16 protein-coding genes are annotated in these 14,334 nt (G+C 53.1%); 9 read left to right on the top strand and 7 right to left on the bottom strand.

Annotation, left to right across the window (positions count from 1 at the left end; all coding sequences use genetic code 11):
- Positions 1-162 precede the first annotated feature (162 nt).
- Positions 163-1,566: a sensor domain-containing diguanylate cyclase gene (locus F3J31_RS20860; protein ID WP_045909176.1), complete on the bottom strand. Its 1,404-nt coding sequence runs from the start codon at positions 1,564-1,566 to the stop codon at positions 163-165.
- A 491-nt stretch (positions 1,567-2,057) separates the two neighbouring features.
- Here F3J31_RS20860 and F3J31_RS20855 point away from each other — a divergent pair, with 491 nt between their 5' ends.
- Positions 2,058-2,339 (top strand): YjcB family protein, encoded by a 282-nt coding sequence (locus F3J31_RS20855; RefSeq protein WP_045261050.1) that lies wholly within the window; start codon positions 2,058-2,060, stop codon positions 2,337-2,339.
- Between the two features lie 61 nt (positions 2,340-2,400).
- On the opposite strand, the gene ssb1 is transcribed toward F3J31_RS20855, so the two are convergent.
- Positions 2,401-2,925, bottom strand: a complete 525-nt coding sequence (ssb1, locus tag F3J31_RS20850; protein WP_008503384.1) for a single-stranded DNA-binding protein SSB1 — start codon at positions 2,923-2,925, stop codon at positions 2,401-2,403.
- Between the two features lie 250 nt (positions 2,926-3,175).
- Between ssb1 and uvrA the strand changes: the two genes are divergently transcribed.
- Entirely contained in the window at positions 3,176-5,998 is a 2,823-nt protein-coding gene (gene uvrA / locus F3J31_RS20845; protein ID WP_167215082.1) for an excinuclease ABC subunit UvrA, read from the top strand.
- 3 nt (positions 5,999-6,001) lie between these two features.
- Here the strand turns inward: uvrA and F3J31_RS20840 are convergent, their stop codons facing one another.
- From F3J31_RS20840 to tyrB, 4 genes are all read right to left on the bottom strand, one after another.
- Complete coding sequence (locus F3J31_RS20840; protein ID WP_008503382.1) at positions 6,002-6,355, bottom strand: MmcQ/YjbR family DNA-binding protein; 354 nt, start codon at positions 6,353-6,355, stop codon at positions 6,002-6,004.
- Positions 6,356-6,357: 2 nt separating this feature from the next.
- Entirely contained in the window at positions 6,358-6,774 is a 417-nt protein-coding gene (locus F3J31_RS20835) for a secondary thiamine-phosphate synthase enzyme YjbQ (protein ID WP_045909174.1), read from the bottom strand.
- Between the two features lie 113 nt (positions 6,775-6,887).
- Positions 6,888-7,601, bottom strand: a complete 714-nt coding sequence (gene aphA, locus F3J31_RS20830) for an acid phosphatase AphA (RefSeq protein WP_111967844.1) — start codon at positions 7,599-7,601, stop codon at positions 6,888-6,890.
- Between the two features lie 240 nt (positions 7,602-7,841).
- Positions 7,842-9,035 carry an aromatic amino acid transaminase gene (gene tyrB, locus F3J31_RS20825; RefSeq protein WP_048226451.1) on the bottom strand — a complete coding sequence of 398 codons (1,194 nt, stop codon included), beginning with the start codon at positions 9,033-9,035 and terminating at the stop codon, positions 7,842-7,844.
- A gap of 206 nt (positions 9,036-9,241) precedes the next feature.
- Here tyrB and F3J31_RS20820 point away from each other — a divergent pair, with 206 nt between their 5' ends.
- From F3J31_RS20820 to F3J31_RS20795, 6 genes are all read left to right on the top strand, one after another.
- Entirely contained in the window at positions 9,242-9,799 is a 558-nt protein-coding gene (locus F3J31_RS20820) for a DUF2589 domain-containing protein (protein ID WP_045335167.1), read from the top strand.
- 75 nt (positions 9,800-9,874) lie between these two features.
- A complete protein-coding gene (locus F3J31_RS20815) occupies positions 9,875-10,477 on the top strand; it encodes a DUF2589 domain-containing protein (protein WP_167215079.1) in 603 nt (200 codons plus the stop codon).
- Positions 10,477-10,926, top strand: coding sequence for a lysozyme (locus F3J31_RS20810; RefSeq protein WP_167215076.1), 450 nt, complete (start codon positions 10,477-10,479; stop codon positions 10,924-10,926). Before F3J31_RS20815 ends, F3J31_RS20810 begins: the two co-directional genes overlap by 1 nt.
- 18 nt (positions 10,927-10,944) lie before the next feature.
- Positions 10,945-11,427, top strand: a complete 483-nt coding sequence (locus F3J31_RS20805; protein WP_167215073.1) for a ribonuclease domain-containing protein — start codon at positions 10,945-10,947, stop codon at positions 11,425-11,427.
- Positions 11,428-11,492: 65 nt separating this feature from the next.
- Positions 11,493-11,900, top strand: coding sequence for a hypothetical protein (locus tag F3J31_RS20800; protein WP_023334172.1), 408 nt, complete (start codon positions 11,493-11,495; stop codon positions 11,898-11,900).
- Positions 11,901-12,191 (top strand): hypothetical protein, encoded by a 291-nt coding sequence (locus tag F3J31_RS20795; RefSeq protein WP_111967849.1) that lies wholly within the window; start codon positions 11,901-11,903, stop codon positions 12,189-12,191.
- Positions 12,192-12,271: 80 nt separating this feature from the next.
- Here F3J31_RS20795 and F3J31_RS23475 read toward each other — a convergent pair whose 3' ends face one another.
- On the bottom strand, positions 12,272-12,865 hold the full coding sequence (locus tag F3J31_RS23475) for a response regulator transcription factor (protein ID WP_240152780.1): 594 nt from the start codon (positions 12,863-12,865) through the stop codon (positions 12,272-12,274).
- Positions 12,866-13,169: 304 nt separating this feature from the next.
- Here F3J31_RS23475 and F3J31_RS20785 point away from each other — a divergent pair, with 304 nt between their 5' ends.
- Positions 13,170-14,312: an ENY2 family protein gene (locus tag F3J31_RS20785; protein ID WP_240152779.1), complete on the top strand. Its 1,143-nt coding sequence runs from the start codon at positions 13,170-13,172 to the stop codon at positions 14,310-14,312.
- Positions 14,313-14,334 lie beyond the last annotated feature (22 nt).

The following is a 14,334-nucleotide window of genomic DNA, read 5'->3' as shown; positions in this document are numbered from 1 at the left end:
TTCCGTTTCAATTAAGGAAAATAATTATCCAGCCCGTAAGGGCGGTGGGAAGATAACACAACAGACGATTGTTGATTAAGCCAAACTTCTGGCAGCATGAAAAAAGCACACCGTCATCATGACGTTTTATGCTATTTGATCGGGTGTATTGTGTTCACTGATTTATAAATAATCAGCCGCCACCACCGTTTTTCCTCGCCCCAAATGCTTAGCCTCATATAACGCTTTATCAGCACGCCTTAGCAAGGCTGAAGTATCCCGCTGTCCCCCGCGGACTTCCACGACCCCTGCGCTAAACGACAGCGACAGCGTTCTCTCGCCCACTATCAGTGGATGAGTTTGCAAAACGGTGCGCAACCTGGCGGACAGTTGCGCAGCGCCATTGCCGTCAGTTTGCGCCAGCAGGAGCAAAAATTCCTCCCCTCCCACGCGCCCTAGTGCGGAGCCTGAAGGGGCCAACTCACGGATAGCATTACAGAAGTGAAGAAGCGCCGCATCGCCCACCGGGTGTCCCCACTCGTCGTTGATCTGTTTGAAAAAATCCAGGTCAAACATCAGAACGCAAAAATGACTGTTGGCCTCCTGCCTGGCACTGGAAGCCAGCGCAAGCTCCAGCTGCTGCAAAATCGCCGACCGGTTAAAGCAGCCGGTGAGATCGTCAGTGGTGGCTTTAACTTCGAGCTGCTGTTCGGCTTTTTTCCGCTCAGTGATATCCAGCCCAATATTGAGGATAGAGTTGTCCGGCAACAGAATGTTTGACCACAGCACCGTCAGGGGGGTGCCATCTTTGCGTAGCGGATGCCATTCATACATATCCTTCAGCGGCGAGACATTGACCGACTCTCTTACCCGCCGCCGCTCTTCAGGATCGGGATAAAACAGCGAAAGCGGATCGGCATGTTCCGCGATCTCCGCCATCGTCCAGCCGAATACTTTTTCACATTCGGCATTCCACAGCACGCAGCGGTTAAATTTGTCGAAAGAGTTCATTAAAACCGGGGCGCGTTCAAAGAGCGTCTTATATTGCGTCACGACGCGCTGCATTTCCTGCGCCGTTTTTTCTCGGGCAATAATTTCCGCGAAATAGTCTTTTAATTTTTCGACCAGCACCACGACGATATTTTTCAGGATCGGCAAAGAAGAAAGCCTTTCTTCGAACGCTAAAAAGAAATAGCCGCTGCAGTGCCAGTTTTGAGTTGAAAGCTTGCACAGCACACCGCTTTGCAGTTGCGCATAGCCCGGGTGCTGAGGAGGAAATAACGTGCGGCCAATATTCTCTTTCCAGTAGACCACCCGCCACGATCGATGATGCCGCTGGAGCAGCGTGTTCGCCAGGAAATCGGCCACGTCGAGGGGATGGCAGGTCATCTCCCCAGCGGATACCACGCGCTTCAGCCCGTCATCTCCGTTAACGCTGACCCAGGCAAGGCTTGCGCCCAGCGCGCGACTGATGGTCGCCAGCATGTCGGCCAGAGAACATTGAGCATGAAGCTGGGGCATTAACTTAGCCAGCGCATGCAATGCCTGCATGCTGTCATTAACAATCTCACGTCGGTTTTCTTTCATTTTTTTCGCTGATTATCAGGCGATAAACCGGACGCAACTTTCTTCAGATTCGAAAAATCGACAAACCAACGCGCAGGCTGAATCTCAGCGTAGCGAATTAAAAACAACGTTGTGTGTAATTAAAAACGTACAAATAAATAAAAAAATAATGAAATTCAAAAACCTGAAAGGTTAGCTGCGAGTAAAATTAATTGTCCACTCAAGCATAAGCCATAGGGTTATTGCTGTAAACATTGTACAGAGTGCGTCCTTTTGCATCAGTTTTGCTATCTTAATGAATTCATTATAAAGAGTGCGGGAACTGGGGAACTTAGCCAGCAAAGATATATTTTCACTCAGGCACCCACTAATTCTCGGCAACTATGATTCACTCGTTTTTCATCATCCCGGGACTGGCGAATAAAACAGCAAACGTGATATAGTTCACACAACTTATGTAACGAAAACACTCTGTTTCATTCAGTTCGTCTGTTTTATAGAGGATGGGTTTTATGGCAACCATTACTACCAGCATGGTACTCCTGCGCTGGCCTTTGTTGAGTGCGGTACTGATGTTTTTGGCCAGCACGCTGAACATTCAGTTTCGTAAATCTGACTACGCGGGTCTCGCTGTCATCAGCACGCTGTTGGGGCTGGGGGCTGCCTGCTGGTTTGCAACGGGTCTGCTTGGCATTACCCTGCTGGATATGGCCGCTGTCTGGGAAAATATCAAAGTGGTGATGGTTGAGGCGATGAGCCACACACCACCAGACTGGCCGATGGTGATTACCTGATCCCTTATGGAATAAAAAAACCCAGACAATGTCTGGGTTTTTTGTTTGGGGAACGCGGAAATCAGAACGGAATGTCGTCGTCGAAATCCATTGGCGGTTCGTTAGACGGTGCAGGAGCAGACTGCTGCTGCGGGCGAGACTGCGCGCCGCCGCTGAACTGGTTGCCACCCTGCGGCTGCTGAGGCTGACCCCAACCGCCTTGCTGCTGGCCGCCACCTGCTGGTGCGCCACCGCCCTGACGGCCACCTAGCATCTGCATGGTGCCGCCGACGTTAACCACCACTTCCGTCGTGTACTTCTCAGCACCGGACTGATCGGTCCATTTGCGGGTGCGCAGCTGGCCTTCGATATAGACCTGAGAACCTTTACGCAGATACTCACCGGCCACTTCGGCCAGTTTGCCAAACAGCACAACGCGGTGCCATTCGGTCTGCTCTTTCATCTCACCGGTCGCTTTATCACGCCAGGATTCGGAAGTAGCCAGCGTAATGTTGGCAACTGCGCCACCACTCGGCATGTAGCGTACTTCCGGGTCCTGGCCCAGATTACCGACGAGAATCACCTTGTTTACGCCTCTGCTGGCCATGTTCGTGTCTCCTGAATACGTTTCTTAATAGTGTAAACGCGCGAGTGTACCATTTCCATGCTGCACTTTGATAGTTGCGTAGCACGTTCCAGAGTTCTCCCGCAACTCGACATTGTTACACAGCGAATCAGAAAATGCATTCCAATACTGTATATTCAAACAGGTCAAATTGTGTCATAATTAGCCGTTTCTGACAGCCGTTTGTCCTTCAAACAAACCAGGCAATCCGTGTTCCAACCGGGAAAGGTGAATGGATAAGATCGAAGTTCGGGGCGCCCGCACCCACAATCTCAAGAATATCAACCTGATAATCCCTCGCGACAAGCTGATTGTCGTGACCGGGCTGTCGGGGTCTGGCAAATCCTCACTGGCTTTCGACACCCTGTATGCCGAAGGACAGCGTCGTTACGTTGAATCACTCTCTGCGTACGCGCGTCAGTTCCTGTCGCTGATGGAAAAACCGGATGTCGACCATATTGAAGGGTTGTCCCCTGCTATCTCTATTGAGCAGAAATCCACCTCGCATAACCCGCGTTCAACGGTCGGTACCATTACTGAAATCCATGACTACCTGCGTCTGCTGTATGCCCGCGTGGGTGAGCCGCGCTGCCCGGACCACGACGTCCCGCTGGCGGCACAGACCGTCAGCCAGATGGTGGACAACGTCCTGTCGCAGCCGGAAGGCAAGCGCCTGATGCTGCTGGCGCCGATCATCAAAGAGCGTAAGGGTGAGCACACCAAAACGCTGGAAAACCTGGCAAGCCAGGGCTATATCCGCGCCCGTATTGACGGCGAAGTGTGCGACCTGTCCGATCCGCCCAAGCTGGAACTGCAGAAGAAGCACACCATCGAGGTGGTGATTGATCGCTTTAAGGTGCGTGACGATCTCGCCACGCGTCTCGCAGAATCGTTTGAAACGGCGCTGGAACTCTCCGGCGGCACGGCCGTGGTCTCCGACATGGACGACCCGAAAGCGGAAGAGCTGCTCTTTTCCGCCAACTTTGCCTGCCCGATTTGCGGCTACAGCATGCGCGAGCTGGAACCGCGTCTGTTCTCGTTCAACAACCCGGCGGGCGCCTGCCCGACGTGTGACGGCCTGGGCGTGCAGCAGTATTTCGATCCGGACCGCGTGATCCAGAATCCGGAGCTTTCGTTGGCCGGCGGCGCCATTCGCGGCTGGGACAAGCGTAACTTCTATTACTTCCAGATGCTGAAGTCGCTGGCAGAGCACTACAAGTTCGACGTGGAAGCGCCGTGGGCCAGCCTGAGCCAGAACGTACACAAAGTGATCCTGTTCGGCTCTGGCAAAGAGAACATCGAGTTCAAATACATGAACGATCGCGGTGATACCTCCGTGCGTCGCCACCCGTTCGAAGGGGTGCTGCACAATATGGAGCGCCGCTACAAAGAGACCGAATCCAGCGCGGTGCGCGAAGAGCTGGCGAAGTTCATCAGCAACCGCTCCTGCGCCACCTGCGAGGGCACGCGCCTGCGTCGCGAAGCGCGCCACGTGTTTGTGGAAAATACGGCGCTGCCGACCATCTCAGACATGAGTATCGGCCACGCGATGGACTTCTTCAATAACCTGAAGCTCTCTGGCCAGCGCGCGAAAATCGCTGAAAAAGTCCTGAAAGAGATTGGCGATCGCCTGAAGTTCCTGGTGAACGTCGGCCTGAACTACCTGACGCTTTCCCGCTCGGCAGAAACGCTCTCCGGCGGTGAAGCCCAACGTATTCGTCTGGCGAGCCAGATTGGTGCGGGCCTGGTGGGCGTGATGTACGTGCTGGACGAGCCGTCAATCGGCCTGCACCAGCGCGATAACGAACGTCTGCTCGGCACCCTGATCCACCTGCGCAATCTCGGTAACACGGTGATTGTGGTCGAGCACGACGAAGATGCCATTCGCGCCGCTGACCACGTGATCGACATCGGCCCGGGTGCCGGCGTCCACGGTGGCCAGGTGGTGGCGGAAGGGACGCTGAAAGACATTATGGCGGTGCCCGAGTCGCTGACCGGCCAGTACATGAGCGGCAAGCGCAAGATTGACGTCCCCAAACAGCGCGTAGCAGCGGATCCGGAAAAAGTGCTGAAGCTGACCGGCGCGCGCGGCAACAACCTGAAAGACGTCACCCTGACCCTGCCCGTCGGGCTGTTTACCTGTGTCACCGGCGTGTCCGGCTCCGGTAAATCGACGCTGATCAACGATACGCTGTTCCCGATTGCACAGACCGCGCTTAACGGTGCGACGCTGGCAGAGCCGGCACCGTACCGCGACATTCAGGGGCTGGAGCATTTCGATAAAGTTATCGATATCGACCAGAGCCCGATTGGCCGTACGCCGCGCTCTAACCCGGCAACCTATACCGGCGTTTTCACGCCCGTACGTGAACTGTTTGCCGGTGTGCCGGAGGCGCGCTCACGCGGGTATACGCCAGGACGTTTCAGCTTTAACGTACGCGGCGGCCGCTGCGAAGCGTGCCAGGGCGATGGCGTGATCAAGGTTGAGATGCACTTCCTGCCGGATATCTACGTGCCGTGCGACCAGTGCAAAGGCAAACGCTATAACCGCGAAACGCTGGAGATTAAGTACAAGGGCAAGACCATCCACGAAGTGCTGGACATGACCATCGAAGAGGCGCGCGAGTTCTTTGACGCCGTTCCGGCGCTGGCGCGTAAGCTGCAGACGCTGATGGACGTCGGCCTGACCTACATTCGTCTGGGTCAGTCCGCAACGACGCTGTCCGGCGGTGAAGCGCAGCGCGTGAAGCTGGCGCGCGAGCTGTCAAAACGCGGTACAGGCCAGACGCTGTATATCCTGGATGAGCCGACCACCGGTCTGCACTTTGCCGACATCCAGCAGCTGCTGGACGTGCTGCATCAACTGCGCGATCAGGGCAACACTATCGTGGTCATCGAACATAACCTGGACGTGATTAAAACCGCGGACTGGATTGTCGATCTCGGCCCGGAAGGCGGCAGCGGCGGCGGTGAAATCCTCGTCTCCGGTACGCCAGAGACCGTTGCAGAGTGCGAAGCCTCGCACACCGCGCGCTTCCTTAAACCGTTGCTGTAATTGTCACACGGAGAGCTGCTGTCGGGTCGTTTCCGGCAGCAGCTCAACCGCCTGCTGATAGGATGCGTCCACCAGGTAGTAAATTTGTGAGCCTGGAATCGATCCATCCAGATAGACGGTGCTCCAGTGCGCCTTATTGAGGTGCTGGCTCGGCCTCACGTCATCATGCTGCTGACGGAGTAAATCGGCCAGTTCAGGGCTGGTTTTCAGCGACGCCGCCGGACGGCCTTCTACCTCTTTCACCATCGCAAACAGCACATCCCCCACCTTAACCTGCGTGGCCTTCCAGTCGCTGTGGACGCTCTGCTCCGCGCCGGGCTTGCTCATGCAGTACTGAAGTATCTCCGAAATTGTCATCTTTATTCCCCTTGTAGCGTGGCGATAATTTTACGCGAACCACCGTGAATGCGATGCTCTCCCAGCCAGATCCCCTGCCACGTTCCCAACAGCAGCCGCCCGTTGTGGACCGGCAGCATCAACGATACGCCCAGCAAAGAGGACTTAATATGCGAAGGCATATCGTCTGCCCCCTCATAGTCATGCTCGTAAGGGGCGTTGTCCGGGACGCTCTTCAGAAAATGCCGCTCCATGTCAGACCGGACGGTGGGATCGCAATTTTCATTCAGCGTCAGAGAGGCAGACGTATGCTGAAGCAGCAGATGCAGCAAACCCGTTCTGACGCGCGACAGGTCGCGGAGTTGCCCGATGACTTCATCCGTCACCAGGTGAAATCCGCGTGGCTTCGCGCTTAAGGTCAGGGTCTGTTGGTACCACATAGGCTGCTCCGTGATGAAAGATGAATCTTTCTAAGTGTGCAGCAAGAAGACGAAAGGTAAAACCCGCAGCAGCGAGATTTGATTAAAAAAGAGTCAAACTCGCTGCCAGGGACTCAGTACTCCGAGTTGACGATCACCTCTTCGCCAAACTTTCCGGCCATCGGCAGCGGTCGATAGGTAGAGTTAGACGCGCGTAACACCCTGATCCCTCTGGCTCCTGCATCCTGCGCGGCGGTAATGTCGTTATCCGAATCGCCATAAAACACTTTGATGTTTTTCTTTTCCAGCCACTGGGTTTTGGTGTTTTGCCCCTCTTTGTCACCGGCAAAAATGACCGGGTTCATGTTGGCTGCCGGGATCTGGAAATCGTCCTGCAGGGTTCTGGAGACGGTTTCCGTTTTGGTCTGGCTACGACCGGTGACGAAATAAATACTGTCGCCACGCTTAACATGCATAGCAATTACCGCCCGGGCGACCTCTTTCGGAATGCTGTACTCGTCCCAGCCGTTATTCATTTTTTCCCAGAACTCCGGGTTCTTCAGATACGCTTCGCTGTCGGGAGAATACATTTTTTTGCCGCGCCAAAATCCCGGGCTTGAGAACAAGACGGTATCGTCAATATCGAAGCCCACGGCCATTGGTGGGCGCCCCATCAGGCTGTTTTCGATTTGGGCCACGGAAACCCAGTGAATGGGTGCCTGCTCGGCGAGAATGGCGGCGGTAGTGCCGGTGTAAAGCGGCGTCGGGGCGGAAGCTCGCGCGACGACGGCGCTGTTAAGTGAGAACAATAAGCAGGCGGCGCTGAGCGCCAGTGTGATCTTGCGCATATTTTCCCCTGAATATTCAGCTTGTTATCGTTTTATTTTGAGTGAATGGTCAAAAAACTATCCGACCATAACCCCAGCGGGAGGTGAAGGGAAGGAGTTTTTGCTTATGAAGCGGAATAAAAAGAAGACGATCACAAAGCGCAGCGCCACCGGGCAATGACTGGCACCGGCGCGAACAAAAAAGCCGGGTGGCGGCTGCGCCTTACCCGGCCTACATATAGCATGCAAGTAAGTGAATACTTACATTACGGAGGCAAACGCCTGCGCCACGCGATGAACGTTGCCGGCATTCAGGCCCGCCACGCACATACGGCCGCTGGCGATCAGGTAGACGCCGAACTCTTCGCGCAGGCGATCGACCTGCGCCGCGCTCAGTCCGGTATAGCTGAACATCCCGCGCTGCTTGAGCAGATAATCAAAGTTATGCCCTGGCACAGCTTCTTTCAGGACATTAACCAACTCCTGACGCATCGACAGGATGCGCTTACGCATCGCCTCCACTTCGCCAAGCCAGGACGCTTTCAGCGTTTCGTCACCGAGAACCGTTGCCACCACCTGCGCACCAAAGTTTGGCGGGCTGGAGTAGATACGGCGCACCGTCGCTTTCAGCTGACCCAGCACGCGGCTGGCTGCTTCGGCGTCTTCACATACCACGGAAAGACCACCAACGCGTTCACCGTACAGGGAGAAGATTTTAGAGAAGGAGTTACTCACCAGAACAGGCAGCCCGGCGCTGGCAGCGGCGCGAATGGCATAGGCGTCTTCTTCCATACCCGCGCCAAAGCCCTGATAGGCAATATCGAGGAATGGGATCAGGTTACGGGCCTTCAGCACCTCGATCACCGCATCCCACTGGGCATTGGTGAGATCGGCACCGGTCGGGTTATGGCAGCACGGATGCAGCAGCACAATACTGCGCTCCGGCAGGGTGTTCAGTTTTTCCAGCAGCGCATCAACGCGCACGCCGTTAGTTTCACTGTCAAACCACGGATAGGTCGCCACCTTAAAGCCCGCGCCCTCGAAGATCGCTACGTGGTTTTCCCACGTCGGGTCGCTGACCCACACGCCTGAATCCGGGAAATATTTTTTCAGGAAGTCTGCGCCTACTTTCAGCGCACCCGAGCCGCCCAGCGTCTGGATGGTCGCCACGCGTTTTTGCGCGAGCACCGCGTGATCGGCGCCGAACAGCAGCGGTGCGATGGTGTTGCGATAAGCATTTAGCCCTTCCATCGGCAGATACAGAGAAGCGCCGTGTGGAACAGCGTTCAGACGCGCTTCGGCTTCAGCTACGGCTTTTAATTGAGGAATAATGCCATCCTCGTTGTAATACAGACCGATGCTGAGGTTCACTTTGTCGCTGCGAGGATCTTCTTTGAAACGCTCCATTAAGGAGAGGATAGGGTCGCCGGCATAGGCGTCAACTTTCTGAAACACGCGATGGTTCTCCGGAATTCGATGAGGCAGGGATTTCAACAATAAACCGGAATATCACGCAACACCACCCCTTAAGATTATCCTGCGATCGGCATAGGTTTTTTGCGTCCTTTAGCCATGACATTTACCCAATATTTTCCCCTTCTCGCTTTCCGTAATGTGACTCCTGCGCAACCGCGCATTCACTGATTCAAGGAGTTCACATCATGGATTCACAATTTATTGGTTCAGTTATTAACGCCCTGCCGCTGGAGCATATGATCGGCGGTCCGCTGCAGGCGATGATCAAAGCACAGGTTCAGGCGAGCAAGTCCTATACCGACTTCCTGCTCTCTGTCTGCATTAAAGACGGCAAAGCCGTCGCGATCGAGTTCGACTACGACGAAACCGTGGTAGACGAACAAGGCGTGAACAAAGGCAGCGTGACCCGCAAGATGAGCATTCCGCTGCTGGCGGCGATCACGCACCCTATCATCTGTATCGAAGACGGCACCATCGACTTTGAGCTGGAAGTGAGCCAGAGCGAAGCCAGTTCCAGCAGTACCGAAGCGGAGGCCTCCGTGGAAGCGTCCGTCGGCTGGGGTGTCTTTAAAGCCAAAATGACCGGCAAGGTCTCCCATAAATCGGAGCAGACCCGTTCGACCGATACACGCGCGAAATACTCCATTCATACCCAGATCAAACGCCAGGAGCCACCAGAAGCTCTGCAGCGCGTAATTGACTACCTGACCAACGCCAAAACCAAGCCTGTCGCCGCGCAATAATCTTCCACGCCGCGACATACGTGCGATTCCGTAACGCAGGGGCTACCCGGGTAGCCCCTTTTCCAGGAGCGAAATATGTCTTTTAAAAAATGGCTGCGCGGCGGCAAGGATGAAGAGCCGGAAAACAGGACGGGCAAAGGGGATGAAGGCACGCCGCCGGTACAGGAAAACACGCCCCCTACGCCGCCAGCCGATATTCCCGGCGTGCCGATCTCGCTTGAAGATATCACGCGCGGGATGCAGTACGCGGCCACGGCGGCCAACGAACTGATTGCTCAGCAGTATATGAAAGCGCTGGATCCCTTTTTCGAACCTGCTGAGGACGGTTCGTTGGTTCCACGCACGGTACAGCTTGCACTGGATGAAAAGCACTACTTTGACCTGCCCTTGGTCGCGCTCTCAACGCCGCGCGGGCTGATGCTGGAGAAAATGAAGGTCAACCTGACTATCCGCACGGAAGGCATGCAGGCACCTTCCCGCCAGTCCGGTGAAAACGAATTTGGTCGCTTTCACGTCAGCCTTTCGCCTTCCAGCGATAACAAAGGCGGGCGTGACAGCCGCCACGTCGATGTGGAGATGCAGTTTACCGCGCTTGAGCCACCGGAAAGCGTTATGCGCTTGATTGACGAATACACCAACAAGGTGATTCCCCGTCCGAAAGCAGAGGAGACTCCGTAATGCACAAACAACCAGAACGTACAGGTGACAAGGGTATTCAGCTGATTTGCCAGTTTGAAGGGCTGAAGCTGGAGCGATATCGCGATGCCGTAGGTTTATGGACCATCGGCTATGGCCATTTGATCCTCAAAGAGGAGATGGAAAAGCTCACCAAAATTACTACCGGTGAAGCCAAAGATCTGCTGCGCAAAGATCTGAAACGCACCGAGGACGGCGTGAAAAAGCTGCTGAACCAGCCAGCAACGCAGGCGCAATTCGACGCGCTGGTTTCCTTCGCCTTCAACCTCGGCGTTGGCAATTTAAAGAAATCAACGCTGCTCAAAAAATTCAACGCGGGCGATGTTCAGGGTGCCGCACTGCAGTTCAAAAGCTGGAATAAGGCAGGCGGGAAGGTATTGGCCGGTCTGACGCGTCGCCGCGAGGCGGAAATGAAGTTATTTCTCAGTTAACTCGACAGGAAAAACACAATGAAATCATTATTCAAAGTGAAAATGGCCGTTCTTTCTGCTTCCTTATTCGCCGTTTTACAGGCTACTGCCGCCATGCCAACCTGCGAAGATGAAATAAAGGAAGCTAACGCCTTTTTATCTTCTCAGGGTGTACCGCCCGTCAATAATGTGACCGAGCTGGCGACAACCCTTCGTCATATCAAAAATTTTGGTCGCCTGCCCGACCGCTATATCACGTCGGAAGAAGCCAAACGCCTAGGCTGGTCGGGGAGTGAAAGCGAATCACTTTGGGGGCTGAAACTCACTCATCAAAAATGGATCGGAGGCGACAAATACAGCCATAGCGCTCTTCCTGCCGGTCAGCCCTGGCTTAGCGCGGATGTGGATGTCGTAAAGGGGTATCGCTCTCCTGAACGTTTGATTTACAGCCTGTCAGGGCAACAGCGCTTTATCACTACCGATAAGTATCAGCATATTGTTGAGCTGGATCCCTGCCAATAATAAGCGCCCGTTACGATAATAAATCCCCTTTTACGAGGGGGTTTATCCTTGCAGAGGATGAATGTATGTCTGACATCTATCTCCCGACCCTCATCAGCGAAGCCTTGCTGGCATTTTCAGGCTTATTTGGCGGCGTCAGTATCTCGTTTTTCTGGCAACCGCAGCGGCTGCATCAGCACAGCCGATTTATGGCAGGCATTATTTTTGGCGGAATCAGCATGGGTGCGGCCGTCGCATTGGGTGGCTTATCAGCCCGCTGGTTAAAGATAGACCTTAACCAGGCCGATATCACACTTGGTTTAGGTTATATCCTCGGGGCAATGAGTAATGGTCTGATCGTCTGGCTGGCAAACTTTTTCCGCCGGCACGAACAACGCGATATTTTTGATGTCGCCAGCGTCATCAAAAGCAAAGTCCGGCACGAGTCACTTTCTCCGCCTGATTTAACCCATAACAAACCCGATGGAGAGTAAATGCTTAACATAATGAATGGCTGGGTTCTTCCCTTTATTATCCTCGTCGACCTTGTCACCTCGCTGCTCATTTTGTTTGCAGCCTATAGTCGAAGAGTCCATGCTCTGCCGGTAATGTGTAAAGTCGGCTTAGCTGCCCTCGCCTTTGGCTTTTTTGGTGAGAGCAGTTTAAACATGAAATTTATCCTTACTGGGGCTGATATACTGAGTGACAGTTTTCCCTTCTGGCTATTGCAGGACTTTGGAACGCTGGTGGTCGTGATATACTATTTCAAATCTCAGTATCATTAAAAAAAGCGCGACAGTATTCAGCCTGTCGCGCTTTTCACTAAACATAGTTTGATACCAATCCTGCGTCTTACAAAAACGGCCTAATTGCCCATATATTTAAAATAGAGCATTGCAGCCTGTGTTCGATTGTTGACCTGCAATCGGTGAAAAATGGATTCCAGATGAACTTTGACCGTACCAGCACTGATATTCAGTTGTCTGCTGATCTGCTTATTTGTTCCTCCATTCGCCAGCAGCTTGAGCACTTCCTTCTGCCGACGACTCAGAGTATGAATCGGTAAACCGCCAGTGGGTTGTTCTCGCTGAATCACGGCCTGCTCCGGAAAGCAGACAACACCCGAGGAAACCATGCTAAGTATCTGGCTGATTTTCTCGGCGGGAAGATCCTTAGTAAAAATGCCCTTAATGCTTTGACGAATGTAGAAGTTGAATATCTTATCCGTCGTTTTTCGTAACATTACCACGATCGGTAGCTCAGGCCAGTTTGACATCAAACTTGTGATAAAATCACGGCATTTCATTTCACCATCCAGCAAAATAATGCTGACTGGCATAGAGGTTAAAATTGCGTGTGCATCTTCAAAGTTGTTCGCTGAAAAAACAGTGCATTCCGGCATTACGCGTTCCAGCTCTGTTTTCATACCGTGAATGAAGATCGGTAATTCATCGATCATTAATATGTTCATTGTAGCATAACCCCGTGTGAAATCTATTTTCTTTGATTATTCAACTAACTTATTCCGAAATTAAGTATGCGTGCTATTGCAGAACTGTAAAAACAGCATTCGGCATAAGGCAAATGTCATATGCCTAAGCAAAAAGTTAAGCAGTGCTACACATTAAACATAGCCATATTTAATTAAGAACGAACTTATCGCTATCAAAAATACCCTGGGCTTAATAGCATATTCCTCGAAATATTGCCGACACGTATTATTTAACTGCACGCGTGCCATCCACCTACATATTAATATTTCAATGAGGTCATTTATGACAATACTAACAGTGTATTTCTGTGGTACTGGTTCTAATAAGTTTGATGAGTCTCATGCTAATTACTGGAACGGCGAGCTCATTTCTTCTCTGGCCGCCAATAACAAGGGTAAAGAGTTCGCCGAATGGGTCATTCTTGATGGCCCGGGAAGCGGTAATCTTCAAAGCGATGAACTTTGGGTCAAAAGCGGAGAATATTCTCAGCTTCGGGCCCAGCTTCTGGGCAGCGGCTGGAATGAAAATGTTCAGCACGCGATCAATATTATTAAAGGGCACGTTGACTGGCAGCGAGAAAAGCTCACAAAAGAGAACTATGAGCAGCTCAAAAAGGCGGGCGTGCCGATTCAGGACGTTGAGGTTACCGGATCGTTTTGGTGGCGCAAGTATGATTATGGTGACCGTAAAGTTACCCAGCAGGCGCTGCAGCAGCAAATCATTAAAACCTTCCGTCAGGGCCAGATTCTGCCCACTCAGGTGAACCTTGTGGGATGGAGCCGGGGCGGAATTAGCTGCCATATGCTTGCGAATGCGATGCTGGCCGATCCCCTTTTGACGACAATTCCGGTGAATATTTTTGCTGTTGATCCGGTTCCGGGCATGGGTAATTTCCAGGCGGAAAAAGTCACTCTGGGCAGCAACGTGAAGGAGTATGTGGCTTTCTATGCCCGACACGAGCGTTCAAAAGGTTTCTCGTGTGTCATTCCACAGACCGATAGCACGACAAAGGTACATATTTATCCTATGTCTGGTCGTCACGCTACGCTGGTGGGAAATGCGTCGGCTAATGGGAATAGCGGGGAAAAAGTGGTGCATGAACCCGGCACGATCGTGCGTCATTTTGCCGAAGTTTGCCTGCAAAGATGGGGGGTCACGCTGGATAAAAAGCTCAATCTTGATGGTGTGCAGCTGCTGGAATTGCATCAGGCCATTCAGCGTAACGCTCCGCTGTTCGCCGAAATGCAGAAAACGGTGTACACCATTTCGGAAAACGATGGGGGAGAACGCTATGTCTCACTGGGCAGCACAGGAAAACGCTTCTCATCCATCCAGGGCGCGCGCTTCAGTCCAGAGTCAGGGCTGGCGTCAGATTATTTAACGAATCAGGCGATTTATAACGTGTTGAAATAAGCGTTACTTGTCCAACGGCAGC

This window comes from Enterobacter sp. Acro-832, assembly GCF_011752745.1.
GTDB lineage: Bacteria > Pseudomonadota > Gammaproteobacteria > Enterobacterales > Enterobacteriaceae > Enterobacter > Enterobacter quasiroggenkampii.
The sequence above is the reverse complement of the archived record's forward strand: the minus strand, read 5'-3'. Positions and strand labels throughout refer to the sequence as shown.